This window comes from Streptomyces sp. HD, from assembly GCF_028369295.1.
Classification (GTDB): Bacteria; Actinomycetota; Actinomycetes; order Streptomycetales; family Streptomycetaceae; genus Streptomyces.
Genome location: NZ_JAQMYP010000075.1, coordinates 16,062 through 38,438 on the forward strand (window position 1 = coordinate 16,062; position 22,377 = coordinate 38,438).

Annotated in this window: 12 protein-coding genes; all 12 read right to left on the reverse strand. The window is 68.8% G+C overall.

The genetic code is table 11. The features are described 5' to 3' along the window. Window positions 1-15: 15 nt before the first annotated feature. Window positions 16-1,227 (reverse strand): ATP-grasp domain-containing protein, encoded by a 1,212-nt coding sequence (locus POF73_RS41880; RefSeq protein WP_272124658.1) that lies wholly within the window; start codon window positions 1,225-1,227, stop codon window positions 16-18. 83 nt (window positions 1,228-1,310) lie between these two features. Continuing rightward, window positions 1,311-5,663, reverse strand: a complete 4,353-nt coding sequence (locus POF73_RS41885; protein ID WP_272124659.1) for a non-ribosomal peptide synthetase — start codon at window positions 5,661-5,663, stop codon at window positions 1,311-1,313. A 72-nt stretch (window positions 5,664-5,735) separates the two neighbouring features. Beyond that, window positions 5,736-7,517, reverse strand: coding sequence for a non-ribosomal peptide synthetase (locus POF73_RS41890; protein ID WP_272124660.1), 1,782 nt, complete (start codon window positions 7,515-7,517; stop codon window positions 5,736-5,738). 11 nt (window positions 7,518-7,528) lie between these two features. Continuing rightward, on the reverse strand, window positions 7,529-8,785 hold the full coding sequence (locus POF73_RS41895) for an MFS transporter (protein WP_272124661.1): 1,257 nt from the start codon (window positions 8,783-8,785) through the stop codon (window positions 7,529-7,531). Between the two features lie 29 nt (window positions 8,786-8,814). After that, window positions 8,815-10,401, reverse strand: coding sequence for an acetolactate synthase large subunit (locus POF73_RS41900; RefSeq protein WP_272124662.1), 1,587 nt, complete (start codon window positions 10,399-10,401; stop codon window positions 8,815-8,817). Beyond that, entirely contained in the window at window positions 10,398-11,102 is a 705-nt protein-coding gene (locus POF73_RS41905; protein ID WP_272124663.1) for a TauD/TfdA dioxygenase family protein, read from the reverse strand. The genes POF73_RS41900 and POF73_RS41905 overlap by 4 nt, the downstream gene beginning before the upstream one ends. Window positions 11,103-11,178: 76 nt before the next feature. Then, complete coding sequence (locus POF73_RS41910) at window positions 11,179-12,222, reverse strand: zinc-dependent alcohol dehydrogenase family protein (protein ID WP_272124664.1); 1,044 nt, start codon at window positions 12,220-12,222, stop codon at window positions 11,179-11,181. 21 nt (window positions 12,223-12,243) lie between these two features. Continuing rightward, window positions 12,244-13,203: a hypothetical protein gene (locus POF73_RS41915; protein ID WP_272124665.1), complete on the reverse strand. Its 960-nt coding sequence runs from the start codon at window positions 13,201-13,203 to the stop codon at window positions 12,244-12,246. Further along, window positions 13,200-13,667 (reverse strand): VOC family protein, encoded by a 468-nt coding sequence (locus POF73_RS41920; protein WP_272124666.1) that lies wholly within the window; start codon window positions 13,665-13,667, stop codon window positions 13,200-13,202. Before POF73_RS41920 ends, POF73_RS41915 begins: the two co-directional genes overlap by 4 nt. 123 nt (window positions 13,668-13,790) lie before the next feature. Beyond that, complete coding sequence (locus POF73_RS41925) at window positions 13,791-15,500, reverse strand: carbamoyltransferase N-terminal domain-containing protein (RefSeq protein ID WP_272124667.1); 1,710 nt, start codon at window positions 15,498-15,500, stop codon at window positions 13,791-13,793. Window positions 15,501-15,511: 11 nt separating this feature from the next. Next, on the reverse strand, window positions 15,512-16,477 hold the full coding sequence (locus POF73_RS41930; RefSeq protein WP_272124668.1) for a class I SAM-dependent methyltransferase: 966 nt from the start codon (window positions 16,475-16,477) through the stop codon (window positions 15,512-15,514). Between the two features lie 136 nt (window positions 16,478-16,613). Continuing rightward, on the reverse strand, window positions 16,614-22,373 hold the full coding sequence (locus tag POF73_RS41935; RefSeq protein WP_334313669.1) for an amino acid adenylation domain-containing protein: 5,760 nt from the start codon (window positions 22,371-22,373) through the stop codon (window positions 16,614-16,616). Between the last annotated feature and the right edge of the window lie 4 nt (window positions 22,374-22,377).

Consider the following 22,377-nt stretch of genomic DNA (forward strand, 5'->3'; position numbering starts at 1 on the left):
CCTCGGGCTCAGAGATCACCCGGTGGGAGCGGCGGCATCGGTGGCGTCACCGAAGGGGTTCAGCACCTCGTGCACGGTGGCGAGCAGATCGCCCATCGTCACCGACGGCCGGCGCTCCGGGCCCGTGGTTCGGATCTCGATGGATTCCGCGACCTGTCGGGCGCGGCGCTCGGCTGCCTCGCTGCTGTCGGCGCGGGCGATCACGGCGCCGGACCGGTCTTCCGACCACCACAGGGGACGCACGTCCTGACCGGGCTGGACTTTGATGTCGACCTTGACCACCCCGTGCGCCGCGCGGGCCTGGTCCACGCCCCGGATGTCCTCGACCCGGCCTGCGGGCGGCGCGAGGAATCGCACGGCCGCGGCGCCCTGCCCGTGCGCCCGGATCGGGGAAGGTGCCTGGTTCCGGGCCAGCAGGTAGGTCATCCGCTCCGTATCGACGCCGTACACCAGCTCGACGAGCTCGTTGATGTAACCGCCGGCGCAGCGGTTGTGGGACTCCACGATGCGGGGTCCGTCAGCGGTGAGGATGACCTCGGTGTGAGCCGGGCCCTCGGTCAGGCCCAGCGCGTCCAGCATCCGCAGCGTGATGTCCTCGACCGCTGACGCCTGCCAGGTACTCAGCACGGCCGGAACCACATGGCCGAGGGCCACCATTCCCGCACCGTTGTCCTTGCCGGTGATCGCCACCACCGAGTGGTGTCCGCCGACGGAGAATGTCTCCACACTGAGTTCGGCGCCGACAAGCAACTCCTCGACCATGAAGTCACGGACACCGAACGCGGCGAGCCAGTCCCAGGTCGCCGACACCTCGGAGGGCGCGAGGACTTTGCGCACCCCCAGGCTTCCCGAGCCCATCGTCGGCTTCACGACGGCCGCGCCATGACGGTCGACGAACCGCTGGAGCATCTCGCGGGAGCTTCCCCGTTCGACCTCGACCCTTCCGATCCCGCGTTCGTTCAGCAGTGAACGCAGCGCGAGTTTGTCGTGGAGCAGGCGAGTCACGGCAGCGCTGTTCCCCGGCAGCCCCAGGACCGTGGTCAGATGCCCGGCGACCAGGGGACCTGCTTCCGTCTGGCTGAAGACCCGCGTGAACGGTGTGTGTGCGTGCAATGCCCGCGCCAGGGCCGTGACCAGACCTATGTCCTGGTAGTCGAACAGGTGGGTCTGGACGCAGTGTTCCATGGCGCCGCTTTCGAACAGGGCCGGCTTTTCGATATTCACCACGCCGAGACCGCATGCTGCCGCTTTGCGCGTGCTCGCCTCCGTGCCGCCCAGGAGGAGTATCCGTGGTCGGTCCATATGTGTGTTCAACGCCTCGCGCCTTCGTGGTCCGCAGATGGCAGGAATCCGGATTCGACGAAGTACTGCACGTACCTGGTGAAGAGCTTTTCGTCGATGTCCGGGCAGGTGATCCCGGTGTCGGTCAGGAGCCTCGCCGTCTCGCCGGAGTCGTAGCGGGTGCTGCCCTCGGGGTCGTCATCGTGTCCGTCCATGCCGAGTACGCCCAGCAGGGGAAACGCGGCGTTGTCCGGACTCTGCTCCACCGCACGCACCCAGACCGGCAGTGGTACGTCTCTCAGCCGGTAACCGCGCCCGCGCAGGCCGTCGACGGCCGACCCGAACGGCAGCAACTGTTCGCCGGACAGATGCACGTTCCTGCCCGCTGCACCGGGATGCCGTGAGAGGGCGACGACGGCCCGGCTCAGATAGTCCACGGGGACCAGGTCGAACGCCACACCGGGAAGCACTGGAGCCAGTCCCGCCTGCACGCACCCCTTCAGCAGCAGCCACAGGAAGTCGGCGTCCTGGCAGGCACCGGTGGAGGTGTCGCCCGCAATGCGCGTGGGCCGGTAGACGGTCACCGGCAGGCCGCGTGCACGAGCGGTTTCGACCAGTTGCTCGGCGACCCACTTGCTCTGCGTGTAGCCGTGCATCAGACCCTCGACCGGGGTGAGCGGAGTGTCCGGGCCGATCCGGCGCCCCCGGATGTCGGGTCCCGAGAACACGCCGACTGTCGAGACGTGGTGAACGGGGACCGTACGGCGGGCCGCCGCGAGCCGTAGCACCTCGACCGTTCCCACGACGTTCGCTCCCCGGGACTGCGCGTACGACTGGGCGAGGTTCACGGCGGCACCGGCGTGATAGACGACGTCCGCCTCACGCGCCAGCAGCTCGTAGGTCTGATCCGGCAGCCCGAGACGCGGCACGGACAGATCGCCGGCGTGGACGACGATCCGGTCCTCCGTCTCCTCGTCGCGGATCCCGTACCGCTCCAGCGTCGCGCGCAGCCGGCCGGCCGCCTGCGCATTGTCGGCACCGCGCACGAGGCAGTGCACGCGCGCCGCCGTACGGTCGATGAGTTCGCGCAGCAGGAAGGCCCCCAGGAACCCGGTGGCACCGGTCAGCAGAACCTGCCGTGGTGCCCTGACCACGCTCACCACCTCGGCTGCGGGAGCGACGTCCGCCGGCAGGACGACGTCGTCCGCCAGCCCGGGGAGGTCCGGGCGCTGCCCCAACCGGTCGACGAGCACCGACATCGCGGCCGGAGTGGGTGCTGTGAACACGGCGTTCATCGGCACCTTGACGTCGAGTTCCGCGCGCAGCGCGAGGGCGAGCCGCACCGCGAGCAGGGAGTCACCGCCGTGGGCGAAGAAGTCGTCGGCGTGCCCGACCTCGCAGACTCCCAGGACCTCGGCGTACACCGCGCGGATCCGTTGTACGGCCGCCGCTTCGTGCCCGTCCGGTGCTACGGGCGGCGGGGCGGGAGCCTGTCGTGGCCGGGAGATGGCCGCCCGGTCCACCTTGCCACTGGGCGTCATGGGGAAGGAGTCCAGTTGCACGAAACCGGTCGGCACCATGAAGGAGGGCAGGCGTTCGTGGAGTGCCGCGCGCATGTCCTCGGGTGTGGCACCGCCCGCCGCGGCGGGCAGATAGCCGGCGATCAGCCGCAGGCCGTCGCCTGGTGCCGCGTCGTCCGTCACCACCACCGCGTCCTTCACGCCGGGGACAGCCTTGACGGCCGACTCCACCTCGCCGATCTCGACCCGATGGCCTCGGACCTTGACCTGATCGTCGGTACGGCCGACGAACTCGATCCTGCCGTCGGGGAGCACCCGGGCCAGATCGCCCGTGCGGTACACGGGTCCCGGATGCGCGGAGCAGGGATCCCGCACGAACCTCTCGGCCGTCAGCCGTGGAAGTCCCAGGTACCCCTGGGCAGGCGCGGTTCCTCCGACATAGAGCTCACCGACGGCGCCGATCGGCCGCGGGCGCATCCTGCCGTCGAGCACGTACACCCGGGCACCGGGGACGGGGCGGCCTATGGCAGGCCGTTCGGGCCACTCGGACGGTGGTCCCGTCAGGCGTTCGGCGGTCACCACATGTGTTTCCGTCGGACCGTACTGGTTCTCAAGCCACGCGTCGGTGAGGTCCGCAAAGAAGCGTCTGATCGCAGAGGTGACGAACAGCTGCTCGCCGGCCGTCACCACCTCCTTCAGCGTGGGGCAGAGGCGTTCCTCCGCACATGCGTACCGGGCGAGTTGGTGCAGGGCGACATACGGAAGGAAGATCCGGTCGATCCGGTGTTCCGACAGCGCGTCGAGCAGCCGCTCCGGGTCGCCGCGCACCTCGTTCTCGACCAGGACGACGGCTCCGCCCGAAGCCCAGGTGGAGAACAGTTCCTGGAACGAAACGTCGAAGCTCAGCGGGGCGAACTGGAGGGTGCGGGAGCCGTCGCCGCAGCCTGATCTGTGCCGCTGCCAGTCGACGAGGCCGGCCAGGGAGCGGTGGGGCATCGCAACGCCCTTGGGCAGGCCGGTGGATCCGGACGTGTACAGCACGTAGGCCAGATCGTCCGGCCCGGGTTTCGGTAACGGGACCTTCCGGTCCGTCGCCGGTCCGCTCACCATGGACTCGTCCAGGGAGATCACTGGGAGACTGTCGGGCAGCCGCATCCGCTCGATCACCGAGGGGCGGCCCACCACCGCGGTGCAACCGCTGTCGAGCGCCATGTGGGCGAGACGCTCGGCCGGATAGCCGGGGTCCAGCGGGACAGATGCGCAGCCCGCCTTCAGCGTGGCGAGCACGGCGATCATCGAGCCCAAGGACCGCTCCGCGCACAGCGCCACACGGCTGCCCGCGTGGCCTTGCTCCACCAGGGATGCGGCCAGGGCATCGGACAACGTGTCCAGTTCCCGGTACGTCAGCGTGCGCGGACCCGCCAGGACGGCGGGCGCGTCCGGGGTGAGCCGGGCCTGCTCGACGACGACCTCGTGCGCCAGGGACAGGGTGCCGTCCGGGAGGGGACCGGACGTCCACGAGTTCTGGATGACGTCCCGCTCCGCCTCGGGCAGGAGGGACAGATCACCCAGTTCCCGCTCCGGGTGCAGGACCGCGTCGGCCAGCAGGACCCGGTAGCGCTCCGCGAGCCGCTGCGCGGTCTCGTGGTCGTAGAGGTCGGCCGAGTACTCAAGAACGCCCCGGAAGCTGCGCCCTTCGGGTACGAGGTTCAGGAACAGGTCGTATTTCGATGTGCCGTTGTGCAGAGTGATCCATTCCGCTGTCGCGCCCGGCAGGTCCAGCCCGGAAGCGCCACGGTGGTCAGCGGTGAAGACGATCTGGAAGAGCGGAAAGCGGCTGAGCGTCCGCTCGACGCCCAGCTCCGCCACCAGACGGCTGAAGGAGACGTCACGGTGCTCGACGGCGTCCAGGACGACGTCCTGCGTCGCGGACACCAGGTCCGCGAATGTGCCGGTGGGCGAGACGCGCTGACGCAGGGGCAGGACCTCGGCCATGCACGCGATCATCGAGTCCAGCTCGGGTTCGTCGCGGAGCGACACCGGGGTGCCGATGACCAGGTCCTCCTGCCCGTTCAGACGCTGCGTCAGCGCGGTCAGCGCCGCGAGCAGGACCACGAAGGGGGTGGTGCGCAGGCGTTCGGCGAGGCTGCGGACACCGTCCGAGACGGTCTCGTCCAGGGTGAACCGCACGTCCCCGCCCCGGTGGCTCAACACGGCCGGCCTCGGCCGGTCGGCGGGCAGGCCGGTCTCCTGCGGGGCGCCGCTCATCGCCGCCTGCCAGTGAGCGAGGTGGGCGCTGCCCATCAGCCGATCGGCTCGGCGCTGGCGTGCGGCGTAAGGGCCCACCTGGCGCTCCGGCGCGGGCAGGTCGGGCTCCGTACCGGCGAGCGCGGCCCGGTAGCAGGCGCTGAACTCGGCATCCAGCAGGTGGAGGCTCGCACCGTCCATGGCCGCGTGGTGGAGGGTGACGACGAGTACTGCTTCGTCTTCCGTCTCCTGTCCCGTTGCGCCGATGCCCTCCCCGACCGGCTCGAAGAGCCAGGCCCGCAGGAGGGGCGGATCGTCCAGTGACAGCGTCTCGGTGAGGGCCTCACGCAGGGCGTCCGGCATGCGGTGTACCGGTATGCGCCGTCGACCGACCGTGACGGGCCGGGCCGGCAGCACCGTCTGCACCGGGCGGTCCGCTTCCAGATGCAGTCGGCTGCGCAGCCCCTCGTGGCGCCGGACCAGTTCGGACAGCGCGGACTCGACCGCGTCGATGTCGAGACGACCGCGTATCCGGTGGGCCCACGACTCCACGTACCGGGATCGCCCGCCCTGGAACTGGTCGTTGAGCCAGATGGACTCCTGCTGGAACGTCATGGGATAGGTGCGTGGCAACACGTCCCGCGTGGGCCGGCCACGGAGTTGACTCGTCACAGGCTTCCGATCTGGTCAGGCCGAACGTGTGGACATGGACTGGACGTGTGCGAGGTAGTCGTCGAAGCGCGGATGCGAGAACACCGACTTCACACCGACGGCGAGACCGGTTTCGCGGAGCACGGCGCTGGACAACCGAGTCGCCGCCAGCGAGTCGCCGCCCAGCGCGAAGAAGTCCGCGTGGGGGCCCACGTCGGACGCGCCCAGCAGGTTCTGCCAGAGCCGCCGCACCACATGGCGCACCTCTGCGGAGCCGACGGGGGTGGCGAGACTGCCGGACAGCCGTTCGGCGGCCGTCGCGCGGAGCGCCGGTACGTCTACCTTTCCGCCGTCGGTGAGGGGGAAGGCATCCCACCGCACGATCGCGACGGGCACCATCACAGGTGGCAGCACGGCGCGCAACTCGCCCAGCAGGGTGTCCTGGTCGATGGGCTCGGCCGCGCATACGCAGCCGACGAGATTCTCACCGATCTTCAGAACCTTGGCGTCGGTCAGCTGTTGATGACCGACCAGGACAGCTGCGATCTCGCCGGGTTCGACCCGCACGCCGTTGATCTTCACCTGGTCGTCCAGACGCCCGAGGTAGTACAGCAAGCCGTGTTCCTCGCGGACCCGGTCACCGGTCCGGTACCAGGGGCCTTCTCCTGCATCGGCGATGGGGCCTTCGACGAAGCGGTGCTGCGGTCGCGGGGTGTCGCCGCAGTACCCGATGGCTACTCCCGGGCCGCCGATGAGCAGTTCCCCGTCCGCTCCCGGTCTCACGCGTTCGCCCCGCTCGTCGACCACCACCGTCCGGACTCCGGACAGGGGTGCACCCAACGGGGCACGTTCGCCGGTCGTCAGCTCCGGGGTCAGCTCGCAGGTGACTGAGGTGATCGTCGCCTCGGAGACTCCGTAGGCATGGATGAGCCGCGGACGTCCAGGGGTGGAGCACCAGTTCCTCGCGACGTCGACGGGCAGTTCCTCGCTGCCGGTGACGACAAGACGCAGAGCGGGCAACTCCGTCCCGTGCGCGTCGAGATGGGCGGCCCACCCGCTGAAGTAGGAAGCGGGGAGGTTGCACACCGTGATCCCCTGTTCGACGACCAGCCGGGTGAGCTGGTCGAAGCTCACCTCACCGAGGCGGCCGGGCAGGAGGGTGACGCAGGCGCCCGTGGCCAGGGTGGGCCAGATTTCCTCGGCGGACACGTCGAACGCCAGGGACGAGGCTTGCAGGACGCGGTCGTCGCCGCGCAACCCGAAGACGTGGCGGACGGCCTCCGAGTGCTGCGCCAGAGACCGCCTGGCGATGACGACCCCCTTCGGCGTACCGGTGGTTCCGGAGGTGAACACGATGTAGGCGGGTGTGTCGCCACGCATCGCCCGGTCGGGTCGTCCTTCGTCGGCCGGCTCGCCCTGCGCCCAGTCCTGCGGGGTGAGCACCTTGGCCTCGGCGCCGTGGAACCGCTCGGGCTCCTCGGTCAGGACAAGGCGCGGCGAAGTCTGTTCAAGCACGTGGCGCAGCCGGGAATCGGGCAGGTCGTCACCGATCGCCACGTACGTCGCGTCGGTCAGCAGGACACCGAGGAGCGTCGCCACCGTCTGCGGACTCCTGCTGCCCTGGACCACCACGGCGTCTTGGGCTCCGCCACCACTGGCGCGTAGGCATCGCTCGACGCGCCTTGCGTACTTGCCCAGTTCGGCGTACGTCCAGGTCCCGGACTCGCCCGTCAGCGCAGGCGCGTCGGGGGTCTGGTCCATCCGCTCAAGGATCGACGCGACCGGATCCATCGGCTCCGCCACCTCACGGTTCTTCATCGCCTTGCCCTTCATCCAGCGGGGGGAGTCACGGACACGGGCAGGTCGCCGCCCGTGGTCCTCGTCCGAAGCGCCCACGCCGTCGCCGGCCCCACGCCCGCCGCCACCACCAGGAAGCACCCGGAGAGCAGCACCCAGCCCAGCGCGGCGTACCGTTCGACGAGCAGCGTGACCAGTGCCGGACCGAGCACGAGATTGATCGAGCTGCCCAGGGAGAAGACCCCGCCCCAGGTGCCCTGAGCATGTGCGGGCGCCAGGTCGTAGCGGATTTTCCAGCCGGCGGCCGAGCTCCACACCTCGCTCAGCGACAGCAGGACGACCGCCAGTACGAGGGCGAGGACGTCGAGGAGGGCGGAGGCGGTGGAGCTCACGGCCACGGCCAGGCACGACGCCGTGGAGGCGAAGCTCGCGACGAGTAACAGCCGACGTACCCCTTCGAAGGTCTCCGCGCCCCTGCTCAGCGGTACCTGCAACACCACGACCAGCACCGCGTTGAGGCCGTACAGCCACGCGCCCAGTCCCTTGGGCAGCGCGGAGTGGGAAGCGACCCACAGGGGGAGTCCGACGCGAAGGATGATGTCACCGACGGCCAACAGGCCGTAGAGCAGCGACATCACCAGATACGGCACGTCACGCGCGGCGTGTCTCAGCCTCACCGCGCTGGTCCGCTCCCCCGCCGCCGGCCCCGGTGGCAGGGAGACACACAGCACGGTCGCCGCAGCCTCCGCCAGGGCGCTGCCCAGGATGAGAGCGAGATAGGCCGGCCCGCTGTCCCACGTGAGCGCGAGCCCACAGGCGAGTGCGCCCAGGATGACGCCGATGTTGAACGCGCTGCGCAGATAGGCGGAGGCCCGGACCCGGTCGTCGTCGGACACCAGATCCGCGACCAGCGCCTCACGGCAGATCCAGCCGCCCTGGACGAAGACGCCCAGCAGGGACACCGCGACGATGAACGCCGCGAACGCGCGGATCTGGGTCGCGGCCAGCAGCAGAACGACCTGGCACACCCCCATGATCAGGGTCGCTCTACGCGCCCCGACGCGGTCGCAGAAGCGCCCAAGATGGATCGACAGGGGAAGCCAGACCAGACCTGCGACGGTCAGGCCGAGACCGACCTGAGACACGGGAAGGCCGACGTGACGGGTGAAGAACAGCGCACTACCCGCCGCGTACATTCCGAATCCGATGCTGGCGAGCAGGTTCACCGCCACCAGCCGCAGCAACAGCCTGGAGGGCGCGGCGCGCAGGCCGCCGGGCAACAGAGACATGACGACTCGACTCACGGATGGACAGGTGGTCAGACGGGCCGCACGTCGGCCCCGGCGGTGCCGGTCGCGGTCACGGGAGGGACGACGGCCTCGATGAGGTGGGGGCCGGGCTCAGCCATGGCCAGGCGCAGTTGCTCGGCGAGCGCCTCGGCCGTGCGGGCGCGGGTGGCGGGGACGCCCATGCCGTTGGCGAGGGCGACGAAATCGAGTCCGGGAATGTCGATCATCGTCCGGCTGCGACGCGCCGCGGCGCCGTCGAATCCCCCGAGGCGCCGCAGCTCCCCCTCCAAGATCGCGTACGAGGCGTTGTTGAAGATGACTGTGGTGACGTCGAGTCCCTCGCGGGCCTGGGTCCACAGCGCCTGGAGGGTGTACATGGCGCTGCCGTCCGCCTCCAGAGTGATCACCGGCCGGTCCGGGCAGGCCACGGCGGCTCCCGTCGCGACCGGCATGCCCATGCCGATCGAGCCGCCGGTGATGTTGAGCCAGTCATGCGCCGGCGCCCCCGCCGTGGCCTCCGGTAGCCACTCGTCACTGGTCATGGCCTCGTCCACGACAATGGCGCCTTCCGGCAGCAGTGCGCCGAGGACGGCGGCGGCCTTCTGCGCTGTCAGGTTCCCCTTGGGCAGCCGGGGCCGATGCGCGGCGGCGAGAAGCGGCGGGACACCGGGCGCGAGCAGGTCGGCCAACTGGTGCAGAGCCCCGGGATTGCTCCCGAGGTCGTGTACCTCGCAGCCGTCCGGGACCAGTGCGCTCGGCTTGCCCGGATAGGCGAAGAAGGAGACGGGTGGCCGGGCTCCGGCGAAGATGATGTGACGTGCACCCGCCAGCTTTGCGGCCGCGAGATCCCGGGGGTAGGGCAGGCGGTCCACACAAGGGATCCCCGCTCCCCGCTCGTGGCGAGCCGGGGACTTCTCTGCCAGCAGGCGAGCGCCCGTCGCCTGGGCTATGCGGCTCGCCGCGGCCAGCGCCTCCCTCCGCATCGCGCCACCGCCGATGAAGAGCAGGCACTCACTCTCACTCCGCAGGACTTTGGCGACCCGCTCGACGGCGTCCAGGTCGATCGGCGCGGGCTTGACGGCCGGGACGGCGGCCGGCGTGCCGTCCTCGGACCAGCAGACGTCGGAGGGCAGTATCAGCGTGGCGACCCCACCCGGCAGATGTCCGGTGGGAGTACGGGCGGCGGCGATCGCAGCCGCGGTGTCGATCCCGGCCCGGGCGGCGCTCTCGGTCCGCCGCACCCACTTCGACACCGGACCGGCCATGCCCTCGATGTCCGAGTCCAGCGGCGCATCGAATGGCTTGTGGTAGGTGGCGTGGTCACCGACCACGTTCACCACGGGGGTGCCCGCGCGACGTGCGTTGTGCAGGTTCGCCAGGCCATTGCCGAGCCCGGGCCCGAGGTGCAGCAGGGTCGCGGCCGGTGCAGCGGCCATCCGGCCGTATCCGTCGGCGGCCCCGGTTGCCACTCCCTCGAAGAGGCAGAGAATGCCACGCATCTCGGGCATGGCCACCATGCCCGCCACGAGGTGCATCTCAGAGGTGCCCGGGTTGGTGAAGCATGTGGTGATGCCGGCGTCGACCAAGGTCTGGAGTACAGCTTGAGCACCGTTCATGACGCGATCTGCACCCGCTTCAGATGGCGGGTGGGGTCCTCGAACGCGTTGCGGGAGTGCAGCATCCGCCAGTTGTCCCAGACCACCATGTCCCGCTTCTGGTACCGGATGGCGACGTGCTGCTCCTCGTAGAGGGCGTTGCCGCGCTCGATGAGCCGGGTGGCCAGCTCGTCGCCTTCCGGGATCGCCAGATAGCTGGTGGAGAAGCGGAAGATGCGTTCGCCCTCCTGCTCTTCGAGCACCGGGTGCTCGGCGGTGGGCACCACTCCTTTTCGCGCCAGCCCTTCGGTGGAGCCCCAGCGGTAGACCGTGTCGCGGAAGTGACCCAGCTCGCTGTCGTCGAACTCGGCGAGCACACGGTTGCCGTCGAGCATGGTGGTCTCGCCGCCGAGCCCCTCCGCCGGCTTGACACACCACAGAGCGAGATAGCGCGGGGGCCTGCCGTGGAACTCGTAGCCCTCCGTGTGGGGCTGCAACGCGCCTCGGTTCTGACCGTGGTTGACGTCGTCCATGCCACGTTCCGGCTTCACGTCCCCGACGAGCGTGCCGGTCGGTGTGGGCTGGAACTCGCCCAGATGCCGTAGGAAGGCGACATGGTCGAAGGACTCAGGGACGTTCACCAGGTGCACGTACCCGTTGTTGCCGAGGAGTTGGTGAAAGGCGTACTTCAGTACGTCGTCGGACAGTGCGTCGCCGTTCATATCGACACACGACACGACGCTGTCGGGCCACTTGCCCACGAGAACTCACTTTCGTCGTTACACCGGCATGACGCCGCTAGTACGTGATCAGCACCTTCAGAGCGGTGCGCTCGTCCATCGCCCGGTATCCCTCGGGCACCTTGTCGAGATCCACGGCCAGGTCGAAGACCGGAGAGGGGTCGAGCCTGCCTGCCAGTACGTCCGGAAGCAGCTCCGGGAGGTAGGTCCGGACCGGGGCGACACCTCCGCGCAGAGCGACGTTCCGTTCGAAGATGTCGCTCAGATCCAGACCCGTGTCACTGCCGTGCGGCACACCGACGCACCCGATGGCGCCGCCGTCCCGGGCGACTCCCACGGCCGTCCGCATGGACAGCTCGGTTCCCACTGCCTCGATCACGGCGGGCACGCCGCGGCCACCCGTCAGTTCGCGCACGGTCTCGACCGCATCCGTGCCACGCTCCGCGACGACGTCGGTCGCGCCGAAAACGCGTGCGAGATCTGTGCGCGTGCGGTGCCGGCCGAGCATGATGATCCGTTCCGCCCCCAGGCGCCCGGCAGCCAGTACCGCGCACAGCCCGACCGCGCCGTCCCCCACGACGGCCACGGTGCAGCCGGGGCGCACCCCGGCGGTCACCGCCGCGTGATGCCCCGTGCCCAGGACGTCGGAGAGGGTCAGCAGCGCGGTCAACAGGCGGTGGTCAGAGGCGGCGTCGGCCGGCAACCCGACGAGCGTGGCGTCGGCGAACGGGACCCGGACCGCCTCGCCCTGCCCCCCGTCCGAGCCCGGCGTGCCCCAGAACCCGCCGTGCTCGCAGGATGTGGTCAGGCCCTCCAGGCAGTACTCGCAAACGCCGTCGGACCAGACGAAGGGTGCGACGACCAGGTCACCGACGGCGAAGCGTGTGACGTCCGCCCCGATGTCCTCCACCACGCCGAGGAACTCGTGCCCGGTACGCCGGCCCGGACAGATGTCGGCCATCCCTCGGTAAGCCCATAGGTCGGTGCCGCAGACGCAGGAGAGCACGACACGTACGACGGCGTCACCCGGGTTTCTCACCACGGCGTCGGGCACCTGCTCGACCCGAATGTCCCCTGGGCCGTGAATGACTGTTGCGCGCACGGGTGGTGGTCCTTTCGTCGCTCAGAGATGTGCGTGCGGCTTGGTCTCGCCGATCGCAGCGTCGGCGACCCCGCGCAGCACATGGCTGAACATGGCCTCGCAGTCGGCGACCTCGGGGCTGCGCAGTTCCTCGGGACGGTCGTCGCCCTCGTGCCCCAGCGGATACAGGCCGTGGCGGGAGACGTCCAACGCCACCGCGCGCAGCCGGTGGAACAGCTGCGCGAGGATGTCCTCCTCGCTGACCTCGGCACGCAGGGTCATGAAGAAGTTGTCGTACAGCAGTGCCGTGCGCTGCGACACGCGAACCGTGGTGGCCCCCATGGCCTGCTGGAGCAGTGACCTCCCCTCGGGCACCAACCGTGCCGCGATGCCGTCGTGGATGGTCTTGTTGAGCTCCACCGCGCGGGCCAGACCCGCCGCCTCCGGCAAGGAGGAGCCGGCCGGGCCCCGCCCCCGGAACAGACCGCGCACTGGTACGAAATCGGGAGCCCAGGTGCCGCTGAAGCCTCGGTGCTGGAGGTACATCCGCGGCCGGATCAGCGAGTGATAGAGGTCGCGCGGACAGGAGCCGGTGTACAGCAGCATCGCGCAGTACCCGTACGTGTACCTCTCCAGCCGGGTCAGATCGTGTTCGTCCGGCAGCTCCCTGCCCGTGGCCTTCGCCAGCAGTCGGCCCGTCAGGTGCCAGATCAGGAAGGTGATCTGGTGACCGGTGATCCAGCGGAACCAGAACAGTTGTTCCTTCGAGGGCTCGTCACCCTCGGGTGCCCCGGCGAGTGCGCTGTCCGCGAGCGCGCTCAACTGGAAGCGGACGACGTCGAGGTCACAGTCGGGGACCGGGTGCGGGAGCTCGGAGAACGAGGCGGTCGCATGGCCGACGGGCGGCATGGTCAGCGGTTCCAGACCGTAGGGGAAGTCACCGAACTCCCATGTGCTGGTGTGCTGGTCCACGACCAGAGTGGTCTCGCCCGGCGGCCTCATCGGTCCCCGTCCGGTATGTAGGTGAGCTCGTACTCCAGCCCGTTGACGTCGAAGAGATAGAGGCTGTGGACCCCGTCGTCGTCCACCACGATGTCGGTCGGCTGATCGTCCCGGGCGAACGCGAAGCGCCCCGACTCGTAGAGCTCGATCCACTTCTGCCGCCTGACGGCCAGCTCCGCGGGGGAGGCGACGGTGATGCAGGCGTGCTGGAAGACGAAGCCCTCCGGGTCGGCGGGCTTCTCGTTGTGACCCGCTCGGTCGAAGAGATGGATGCGCACGTCGCCGACCGCGATCTCGATCAGCCGGCGAATTCCGGGCAGCCTGCTCACCGTGAGGTCGGAGAACTTGTCCAGCTCCCACTTCTTCTCCGCGTCGAAGAACTCCAGGTACCAGGACAGGCAGTTGTCCAGGTCCGCGGTCTGCACTCCGAGGTGGTGAATTCTGGTGCTTGCCAACTGGGGCACGTTACGAGCCTTCCTCTCGGGGTCTTTCGTCACGGCGCGGCCGACCGGGGCGTGGTCGGCCGCGCGGCGGGAAGCGGCCGTGAACGGGAGGACGCAGCCCCTCACCACGGCCTCCGGCGTCCCTCAGGCTTTGCTGTAGAGCACTCCGTCGGCCCAGACGTGGTCGGTACGGCCCCACTTCATGGCGGACGCGGCGTCCGGGAAGAAGCCGCTGCCGTTCAGGTTGGCGCTGGTGTTGCAGAGCACCGGGATGCCGCTCAGCCGGTGGTAGGCGCGCAGCACTTCCGCGAGCACGGGATCGTCCTCCGCGCTGACGGTCTGCAGCCGGGCGGTGCCGTCGAGGTGGGTGATGGCGGGCACCTTGTCCAGCCAGTCCGGGCGGACGTCGTGGTCGAAGAGCATGTAGGGGTCGGGTGTGCCCGGTTCGAAGATCTCGGGAGCGTGCTCGGTCAGACAGATCGGGGCGACGGGGCGGTAGTACTCACGGTCCTTGACCTCGTTCAGCACGTCTTTCATGGCCGGGTCCGTGGCAGTCCCGAGGATGCTGCGGGCACCCAGGGCACGCGGGCCGAGTTCGGCACGATCGCGCAGGAAGACCAACGGCTTGCCGCTCTCGTGCAGGATCCTGGCGACCTCGGCCGGCGAGCAGTCACGTGTCCGCCACCCGGCGGGCACCTCGGGGGTGGCGACCAGCGCCGGACCCAGCCGGGCGTGCCACTGCATGGCCGAGACGCCCTGGGTGTGGGCGTAGGAGGCACAGGCGGTACCGATGGCCGAGCCCGAGTCGTCCGGGAACGGTGGCACCCAGACGTCGTTGAAGAGCGGGTGTGCGCGAAGCGCGCTGTTCCACTTGATGTTGAGCGCGCAGCCGCCCGCGAAGGACAGGTTCCAGGGCCCGTCTCCCTTCCAACGACGGATCTTCTCGACGATCCGCTCGACCAGGAGGTCCTCCATGAACTGGTGCATGCTCGCCAGGACGTCCTCGTCCGAGACACCGAGTGCGGCGATCCGCTCGGCCGCCTCGCTCAGGTACGCGTGCACATACTGGTGCGAGGGTTCGCCGTTGCTGCCGCAGCCGATGACCCTGCGACGGTATTCGGCGACCTCCTTCGTGGGGGCCTCGAAGTGCTTGTGGAAGGTGTCCCGGATGGCTTCCTGGACTGCGTCCTTGGGCTGGCCGAGGGCGATGTAGGCCATCAGCTTTCCAGCGACCGAGAGGTCGTCCACGACCTGGGACCGGTCTTTGGTCTTGCGCGCCCACGGACCGAAGTACTGGGCCGCCATCGCGTACGAGTGACCGATCAGCGGGAAGACCTCGCCGCCGTTCTCCACGGTGCCCTTCGCGGCATCGACGAAGTACAGCCGGGGGAAGCAGCCTCCGTCCCACACGAGCACGAAGGAGTTCTCGCCGCGCGCCGCGAAGGGGCTGGAACAGTAGGCGGCGGCGAAGTGACTCGACATGTGCACGAAGCTCTCGTACTTCACCAGGCTGCCGCCGATGGGGATCTCCCCCGTGAAGCCCGGCCGTACGAGGCTGTTGATGGTGTCGTTCTCGCGGTAGGGCGCGACCTTCAGTTCCAGGGGTGTGCCGTGGTCGAGAACGGAGAGGCGACCGAACTCCGCCCCGTCCCAGCCGTCGAGCGCCCAGTGGTCGACGTCGGACACCTTGAAGCCGTATTCGGCGAGGATCTCTGGTATGAGCCGAAGATCGGCCACCGGGCTGTAGCGCGCGTTGTTCGCCAGCTTCTGAACCTCGATGTTGAAGAGGAGCTTGTCGTCCTCCAACAGGGCCAGACCGCCGCTGTGGGTGAGCTTGAGGCCGGCTGTGATCATAATCGTGTCTCCTAGGAGGTCTGCGTGCGCAGCAAGTTGGCGTTGCGGGCGTTGGCGCGGATCTGGTCCGCGCACCGCTCCAGTCCTGCGGAACCGCCGGAAAGCAGAGTGAAACCGGTGGGGCGGAGTTTGAGTTCGACGCAGTGCAGCTGGGCGACCGGGTCAATTCGCTCGAACACGGCGCGCAGGCGCTCATTCGGAAAGAGCGTGCTGCTGGTCAGTGTGCCGAATTCACCTGCAGCCCATTCACCGGTGTTGATGAGAGCCGAGCCGCCGTCCCAGTTAATACCGTGAACGATAGTCCATTCGCAGCGACTACGGAAGAAGTCAGCGGCTTCCTGGAATCGATAGGCGTTGACGATGGGATGGATGTAGGCGTCGACATCGGCGGCGAGCTGGGCTTCCGCCGACGCTTCGGAGAAGGACGTACGAGTACCGTACTGCTCCACGGACAGAGCCAGCCCCAGATCCGCCAGAACGGTGTCCGAAATTTCTTCGGGAGAATTCTTGAGCAGCACCTGAACCAGGTCACGGCTCAGCAGCCGGTCGAATTCACCGTACGGGTGGTAGTACCAGGTGTAGGCGACACCATCGGCCTTGAGGTGACGTTGCAGCCAGTCGGCGCCGCCGGCCGGATCGGCCAGATGGTGAATGACGCCGGTACTGGTGATGAGGTCGAAGTCGCGCCCCAGCGAGGCACCACCGATCTCGGCGTGCTGGAACCGCACGTTGTCACACTGATGCTTCGCGGCCAGTTCCCGGGCCACTGAAAGGGAATGCTCGCTGAAGTCTATACCGAGGAATTCGGTGTCGGGGTACTGAAGCGCGGTTCCGACGAGCCTGTGCCCCGTTCCACAACCGGCATCCAGCACCTGGCAGCCGTCGAGATCCGGCAATACCAGGTCCAGTCCCATGGCTACGTCATAGATGGGGTTCGTGTCGGAATTGGGCAGCGGGTACGGGAATTCCTCGTACATGGCGCGCACACCCGCCGAGGACGGCGAAAGTGCCCCACCGGGGGAAGTCGTCATAAATGGAGTCCTGTTGTGGGTGGATTGGAAACTCACTGGTCGGCAGGGGGCCGCGCGGGCGAGCCCGGCCCCCTTGCGGGCACTAGAAGTCCGCGATCGCCTTGGCGATGTCCTGTGCCATGCCTTCGACGTGCGGAGGGCGCAGGAAGGTGAGGTGGTCGCCGGGCGTGAGCCGAGCGTCGAGCCGGCCGGCGAAAGGTGCCCAGCTGTCCGCGACCGGAAGCCGCCAAGGCGACGCCTCCGCCTGGTAGAGGAGCACCGGGCAGGAGACCGTCGGCGGCCGGTGGCCGAACAGAGCCCGTGTGTGGGCCTCCATCGTCCGCAGATGGGCCACCAGTTCGGACCGGCGCAGCGCCAGCATGTCGGCGGGCAGGTTCAGTTCGGTCATGAGAGCGGAGATCCGCGCGCTGTCCGCCTCCGCCTCGTCCAGTCGCGCGAGCAGCTCGACGACCGCAGCGTGGTCCTGTTCGACCAGGTCCATGGCGCCCTCGACGGGCAGACAGGAGTCCAGCGCGACGAGGAGCTGGACCCGCTCCCCCGACTCCTCGATCAGCCGGGTGACCTCGATAGCCAGCGCCCCGCCGAAGGAGTATCCGGCCAGTAGGTACGGCCCGGCCGGCTGGAGGGCGCGGATGGCCTCCCAGTACTGACGGGCCATGCCCACCACGTCGTCCTCCGGCTCGGCCCCGAACGCGACGCTGCGGGACTCGATACCGACCACGCGTGCGACGGGGCCCAGTGCCTCGGCCAGGTGCACATAGCCGCTGACGTTGCCGCCGCCCTCGTGGAAGGCGAAGAGCGTGCGCTGTGCCGTGCTGTTGCCCAGGACCACGGTGGAGACGCGGGTGTCCCGCTCCTGGGAGACCGATCCGTGCACCACGAACGGCTCTGCGTCAGTCCGCTGCCGTCGCGCGGCGGCGGTCGGGGCCCCCCGCTCCGTCAGCCGCGCCGCCAGTTCGGCGATCGTCTGGTTCTGGAACAGCAGCCTCGGGGTGAGCCGGACGCCGCGCCGCCGGGCCCGGGCGATGACCTGCATGCTGAGGAAGGAGTCACCGCCCAGCTCGTAGAAGTTGTCGGCGGTGCCGACTCGGTCGGCCTTGAGCACCTCACACCAGATCTCGGCGAGCAGTTCCTCGGTCGGGTTCGCCGGCGCAACGTACAAGGCAGCCGCGTTGTTCCGGGCAGTCTCGGGTGCCGGAAGCGCCTTGCGGTCGACGCCCTTGCCGTTGGCGGTCACGGGGAACTCGTCGAGGAGGACGAACACGCTCGGAACCATGAACTCCGGCAGAGTGCGGGCGCACCACTCGCGCAGTTCGGCGGCGTCCGGGTCCTGGCCCGGAACCGGGAGGCAGTACGCCACCAGCCGGCGCACGCCCGGGTCGTCCTCACGCAGCAGCACGGCGCCCGCCCTGATCCGCGGATGCGAGGTGAGCGTCGACTCGATCTCACCCAGCTCGATGCGGAAGCCGCGCAGCTTGACCTGGTCGTCCATGCGCCCGAGGAACTCGATCTGCCCGTCGGGCAGCCACCGCACCAGGTCACCCGTGCGGTACATGCGCCGTGTCCCTTCGGGACAGCGCGGGTCGCGGACGAACCGTTCGGCCGTCAGATCGGGCCTGTTCAGGTAGCCGCGGGCCACGCCCTTGCCACCGATCCACAGCTCGCCGGGTACACCGATCGGCACCTCACGGCCGGTGGCGTCGACCACGAGGACATCGGTGTTCGCCACCGGCGCGCCGATCGGCACGGTCGGTGAGGGCCCGGTGAGCAGGCAGGTGGTCATGTTGACGGTGGTCTCGGTCGGTCCGTAGATGTTGAACAGAGGCACCGAGGTCTTGGCGAACCACCTCTCCACCGAGGCCGCCAGCACTCGCTCGCCGCCCATGCTCATCAGCCGCAACTCGGCGCCGAGTTCGCGGGAGTCGGTGAACTGCGAGATCAGCTCATTCCACACGAAGGGCGGGAGCTGGCAGACGGTGATCCTCTTGGTCCTGAGGATCTCCAGCACCTTGGCGGGCGTCCAGTCGTCGCCCCGGGGGACGAGACGGGCGCCGGCGATCAGGGGCGGGAAGATCTCGCCCACCGATCCGTCGAAGGTCACCGAGGAGAACTGCAGATAGGCGTCCTCGGGGGTGAGACCGTACTGCCGACGCATCTCCTGAACCCGGTCGCTCACCGACCGGTGTTCGATCATGACGCCCTTCGGCCGTCCGGTGGAGCCGGAGGTATAGATCACGTAGGCGAGATTCCCGGGGCCCGCCATCGGCTCTGGATCCGTCACCGGTGCGGCTGCCAGTTCGGCGCGGTCGGACGCACGGTCGAGGCAGACCAGCCGCACCGCCTCCGTAGGCAACTTGCCGATCAAGTGCTGGTGTGTGACCACGATCGGCAGCTCGGTGTCCTCGACCATGAAGGCAATGCGGTCCGCCGGGTACTGGGTGTCCAGGGGCACGTAGGCGCTGCCGGACTTCAGGATGCCGAGCAGGGCGACGATCATGTCCAGACCGCGCTCCAGGCACAGGCCCACCATGACCTCAGGACCCGCTCCCAGCGCCCGCAGCCGGTGTGCCAGTCGGTTGGCCCGCTCGTTGAGCTGCTGGTAGGTGAGGGTGTCGTCGTCGAACTCGACGGCGACGGCAGCGGGCCGCAGTCGCGCCTGACGCTCGATCAACTCATGTACCGGGACGTTGTCCTCGTACGGCAGGTCGGGCCCGCTCCAAGCGGCGAGCTGAGCGCGGTCGTCCGGGGTGAGCACGTCCAGCGAGCCGACGGTGTCCTGCTGCCCGGCGCTGATGATCCCGTCCAGCAGGCGCGGCAGCTGACCGGCCATCCGTTGCGCCGTCGCGTCGTCGATCAGGCTCCGGTCGTGCACCAGGTGCAGGTGGAGCATGTCGGCCGAGTACGCTGCGCCGAGCACGAGAGGGTAGCCGGTGCGCTCGACGTAGCCGAGACGCCGTCGGGTGAGCCCGTCCGGCAGGTCGGCACCGCTCAGGAGCTTCGGGTAGTTCTCGAAGATCAGGATGGAACGGAACAGCTTCTCGTTCGCGACCACGCCGCTCCACCTTTGGATGTCCGCGAGCGAGCTGTACTCGTACTGGCGGAGCTCCACGTGTTCGTCCTGCAAGGTCCGCAGCCATCCCAGGACAGAGGCGTCCGCGGGTACGGCGGTCCGGACCGGCAGCGTGTTGATGAACAGACCGACCATCGACTCGACACTGGGCAGGTCTGCGGGCCGGCCGGAGACCGTGGAGCCGTACAGGACGTCTTCGCTGCCGCTGTACGTGGAGAGCAGCAGAGCCCACACACCCTGCAGGACGGTGTTGACCGTGAGCCGGTTGGACTTTGCGAACTCGCCGAGGCGGCCGGCGAGTTCACTTTCCACAGTGAACTCCGTGTCCCCGAACCCGGTCAGGCCGGTCTCCCGGTCGACCCCGAGCGCGGTGGGCGTCGTGAAGTCGTGCAGGCGCCGGCGCCAGAACTCCTCCGCCTCGGCCTGTGAACGCTCTGCGAGCCAGTCGAGATAGCGGGAGTACGGCACGGCCGGGGAGAATTCCTCGGCCCTGCCGCTACCGGCGGACCGGTACCGGGCGTAGAACTCCTGCTGCACCAACTGTGCACTCCACCCGTCCAGCAACAAGTGGTGGAAGGACCAGAGGACCACCGTCCGGTCGTCCGCCACCCGTGCGAGGGTGAAACGCATCAGCGGGGGCTGCTCCAAGTCGAAGCCGCTGCGCCGGTCCTCATCCAGCAGCCGCTCCAGTCGTTGCTGTTGGGTCTCCGCATCGGTGTCCCGCCAGTCGACCTGGGTGAAGGGGAGTGCGGCCTCCGGCCGGACCAGTTGGCGTCCGTTGCCCTCTTCATCGAGGAGAAAAGCGCTGCGCAGAACCGTGTGCCGGTCAACCACTTCCTGCCAGCCGCTGCGGAAGCGGTCGTGGTCGAGCTTGCCGGTGAACTCATCGACCATCTGCACCACGTAGGGGCGGACTTCGTCGCTCTCGACAGTCTCGGACAGCGAGTGGAAGAGCATGCCCGCCTGCATCGGGGTCAACGGATGAACCTCGTCCGCCGGCCCGGTGGTCGCCGCTGCCGCCTCCTGCTGCGCCCGGATCAGCGCGCGCAGCGCGGCGGCCGTTCCCTCGCCCAGATCGCGCGCCGTCCGCTCATCGTGCACGTTGCGGCTGTACAAGACGCTCAGCGACATACGGGTGCCGTGCACGCCGACGAGGATGTCGAGGAGGTGAGCGCGGCGCCCATCGGGGTCGGCAGAGGCTCCCCTGGGCTCGCTGTCGACCGCCGCGCGGCCCAGACCGGTGATCTCACGGTCGAACTGGCCGAGGTAGTTGAAGCTGATCTCGGGCCAGTCCTGCGCCGTCAGCTCCCTGCGAATCGCGTCCGGGCCCAGGTAACGCAGGATTCCGTACCCGACTCCACGGTTCGGAATCGCTGCCAACTGCTCCTGGACGCTTGCCAGCGATTGTGCCGGACCGCCGGAGGCAGGGCTCAGCTCGACGGGGAAGATGCTGGTGAACCAGCCTACGGTTCGGGAGAGATCGACGTCGTCGAACAGTTCCTCACGGCCGTGGCCTTCAAGGGCCATCGAGACGCTCTGCTCGCCCGTCCAAGCGCAGACCGCCTGCGTCACGGCGGTCAGCAGGACGTCGTTGATCCGGCTGCCGAAGGTTCGCGGCACATCGCGCAGCAGGGCGGCCGTTTCGGCCTCGTCCAGGGAGACGCTGACCGCGGCGTACGAGGCGTTGGTGTTTTCACCCTCCCGATCCCTCGGCAGCGGTGCGGTGCTGCGGGAGCGTGTCCAGTGGTCGAGTTCGCCGAGAGCCCGGTCGGTCGTCGCGTAGTGCTGCAGCCGGGTGGCCCATGCCTGGTAGGAGGTCGTCTTCAGGGGAAGGATCACCCGTTCTCCCAAGGTGAGGGAGCGGTAGATCTCAGCGAGGTCCTCCAGGAGGACGCGCCATGAGACGCCATCGACCGCGAGGTGGTGGATCACCAGCAGGAGCCGCTGTCCGCGGTTCTCACCGAGGTCGAACAGTACGGCGCGCAACAGCGGGCCGGTGGTCAGGTCGATGGATCGCTGTGCCTCGTCGGCTGCGGCGCGGAACTCCTCCCACAAGTCCGCCTCCGTCAGTGCGGAGAGGTCGCGATGCAGGCTGAGCCGTTTGTCCTCCTCGACCGCATGGGTCTGGTGCCAGGCCTCGGGACCGCCTTCCATCCGCAGTCGCAGCGCGTCGTGGTGTTCCACAAGCAGCGACAGCGCGGCTTCCAGGGTCTCAGGGTCGAGTGCGCTGGTCTCCAGCAGCCGCGACTGGTTGAAATGGGCGTGGTTCGACAGGTCCAGGTCAAGGAACCAGCGCTGGATCGGGGTCAGGGCCACCTCGCCCTGGACGGGTCCTTGCTCCGCCCAGATCACGGTGTTCTCTTCCGCATGCCGGGCCACCTCGGCGATGGTCTGGTGTTGGAAGAGCATGCGGGGGGTGAGGTGGAGGCCGTGCCGTTTGGCGCGGGAGACGACCTGGATGCTGAGGATGGAGTCGCCGCCGAGCTCGAAGAAGTTGTCCTGGACGCCGACCCGGTCGAGGCCCAGGACCTCCGCCCACACGCCTGCGATCGCCTCTTCCACCACCGTGCGCGGAGCGACGAACTCCGTACCCGTCCGGGGGCGTTCCCCATCGGGGGCGGGCAGTACCTTACGGTCGACCTTGCCGTTGCCGGTCAACGGAATGGCCTCCAGCACCACGAACGCGGCCGGCACCATGTACTGCGGCAGAACCCGGCCACACCACTCGCGCAGCTGGGCCACCGTCGGGTCCGCACCCTCGGTCGGCACCACGTAT

Bases quoted from the DNA above. Each gene is read 5' to 3' on its own strand.
- POF73_RS41885 (WP_272124659.1), bottom strand. From the start codon at position 5,663: ATGACGTTCCAGCAGGAGTCCATCTGGCTCAACGACCAGTTCCAGGGC.
- POF73_RS41890 (WP_272124660.1), bottom strand. From the start codon at position 7,517: ATGAAGAACCGTGAGGTGGCGGAGCCGATGGATCCGGTCGCGTCGATC.
- POF73_RS41895 (WP_272124661.1), bottom strand. From the start codon at position 8,785: ATGTCTCTGTTGCCCGGCGGCCTGCGCGCCGCGCCCTCCAGGCTGTTG.
- POF73_RS41900 (WP_272124662.1), bottom strand. From the start codon at position 10,401: ATGAACGGTGCTCAAGCTGTACTCCAGACCTTGGTCGACGCCGGCATC.
- POF73_RS41905 (WP_272124663.1), bottom strand. From the start codon at position 11,102: ATGAACGGCGACGCACTGTCCGACGACGTACTGAAGTACGCCTTTCAC.
- POF73_RS41915 (WP_272124665.1), bottom strand. From the start codon at position 13,203: ATGAGGCCGCCGGGCGAGACCACTCTGGTCGTGGACCAGCACACCAGC.
- POF73_RS41925 (WP_272124667.1), bottom strand. From the start codon at position 15,500: ATGATCACAGCCGGCCTCAAGCTCACCCACAGCGGCGGTCTGGCCCTG.
- POF73_RS41930 (WP_272124668.1), bottom strand. From the start codon at position 16,477: ATGTACGAGGAATTCCCGTACCCGCTGCCCAATTCCGACACGAACCCC.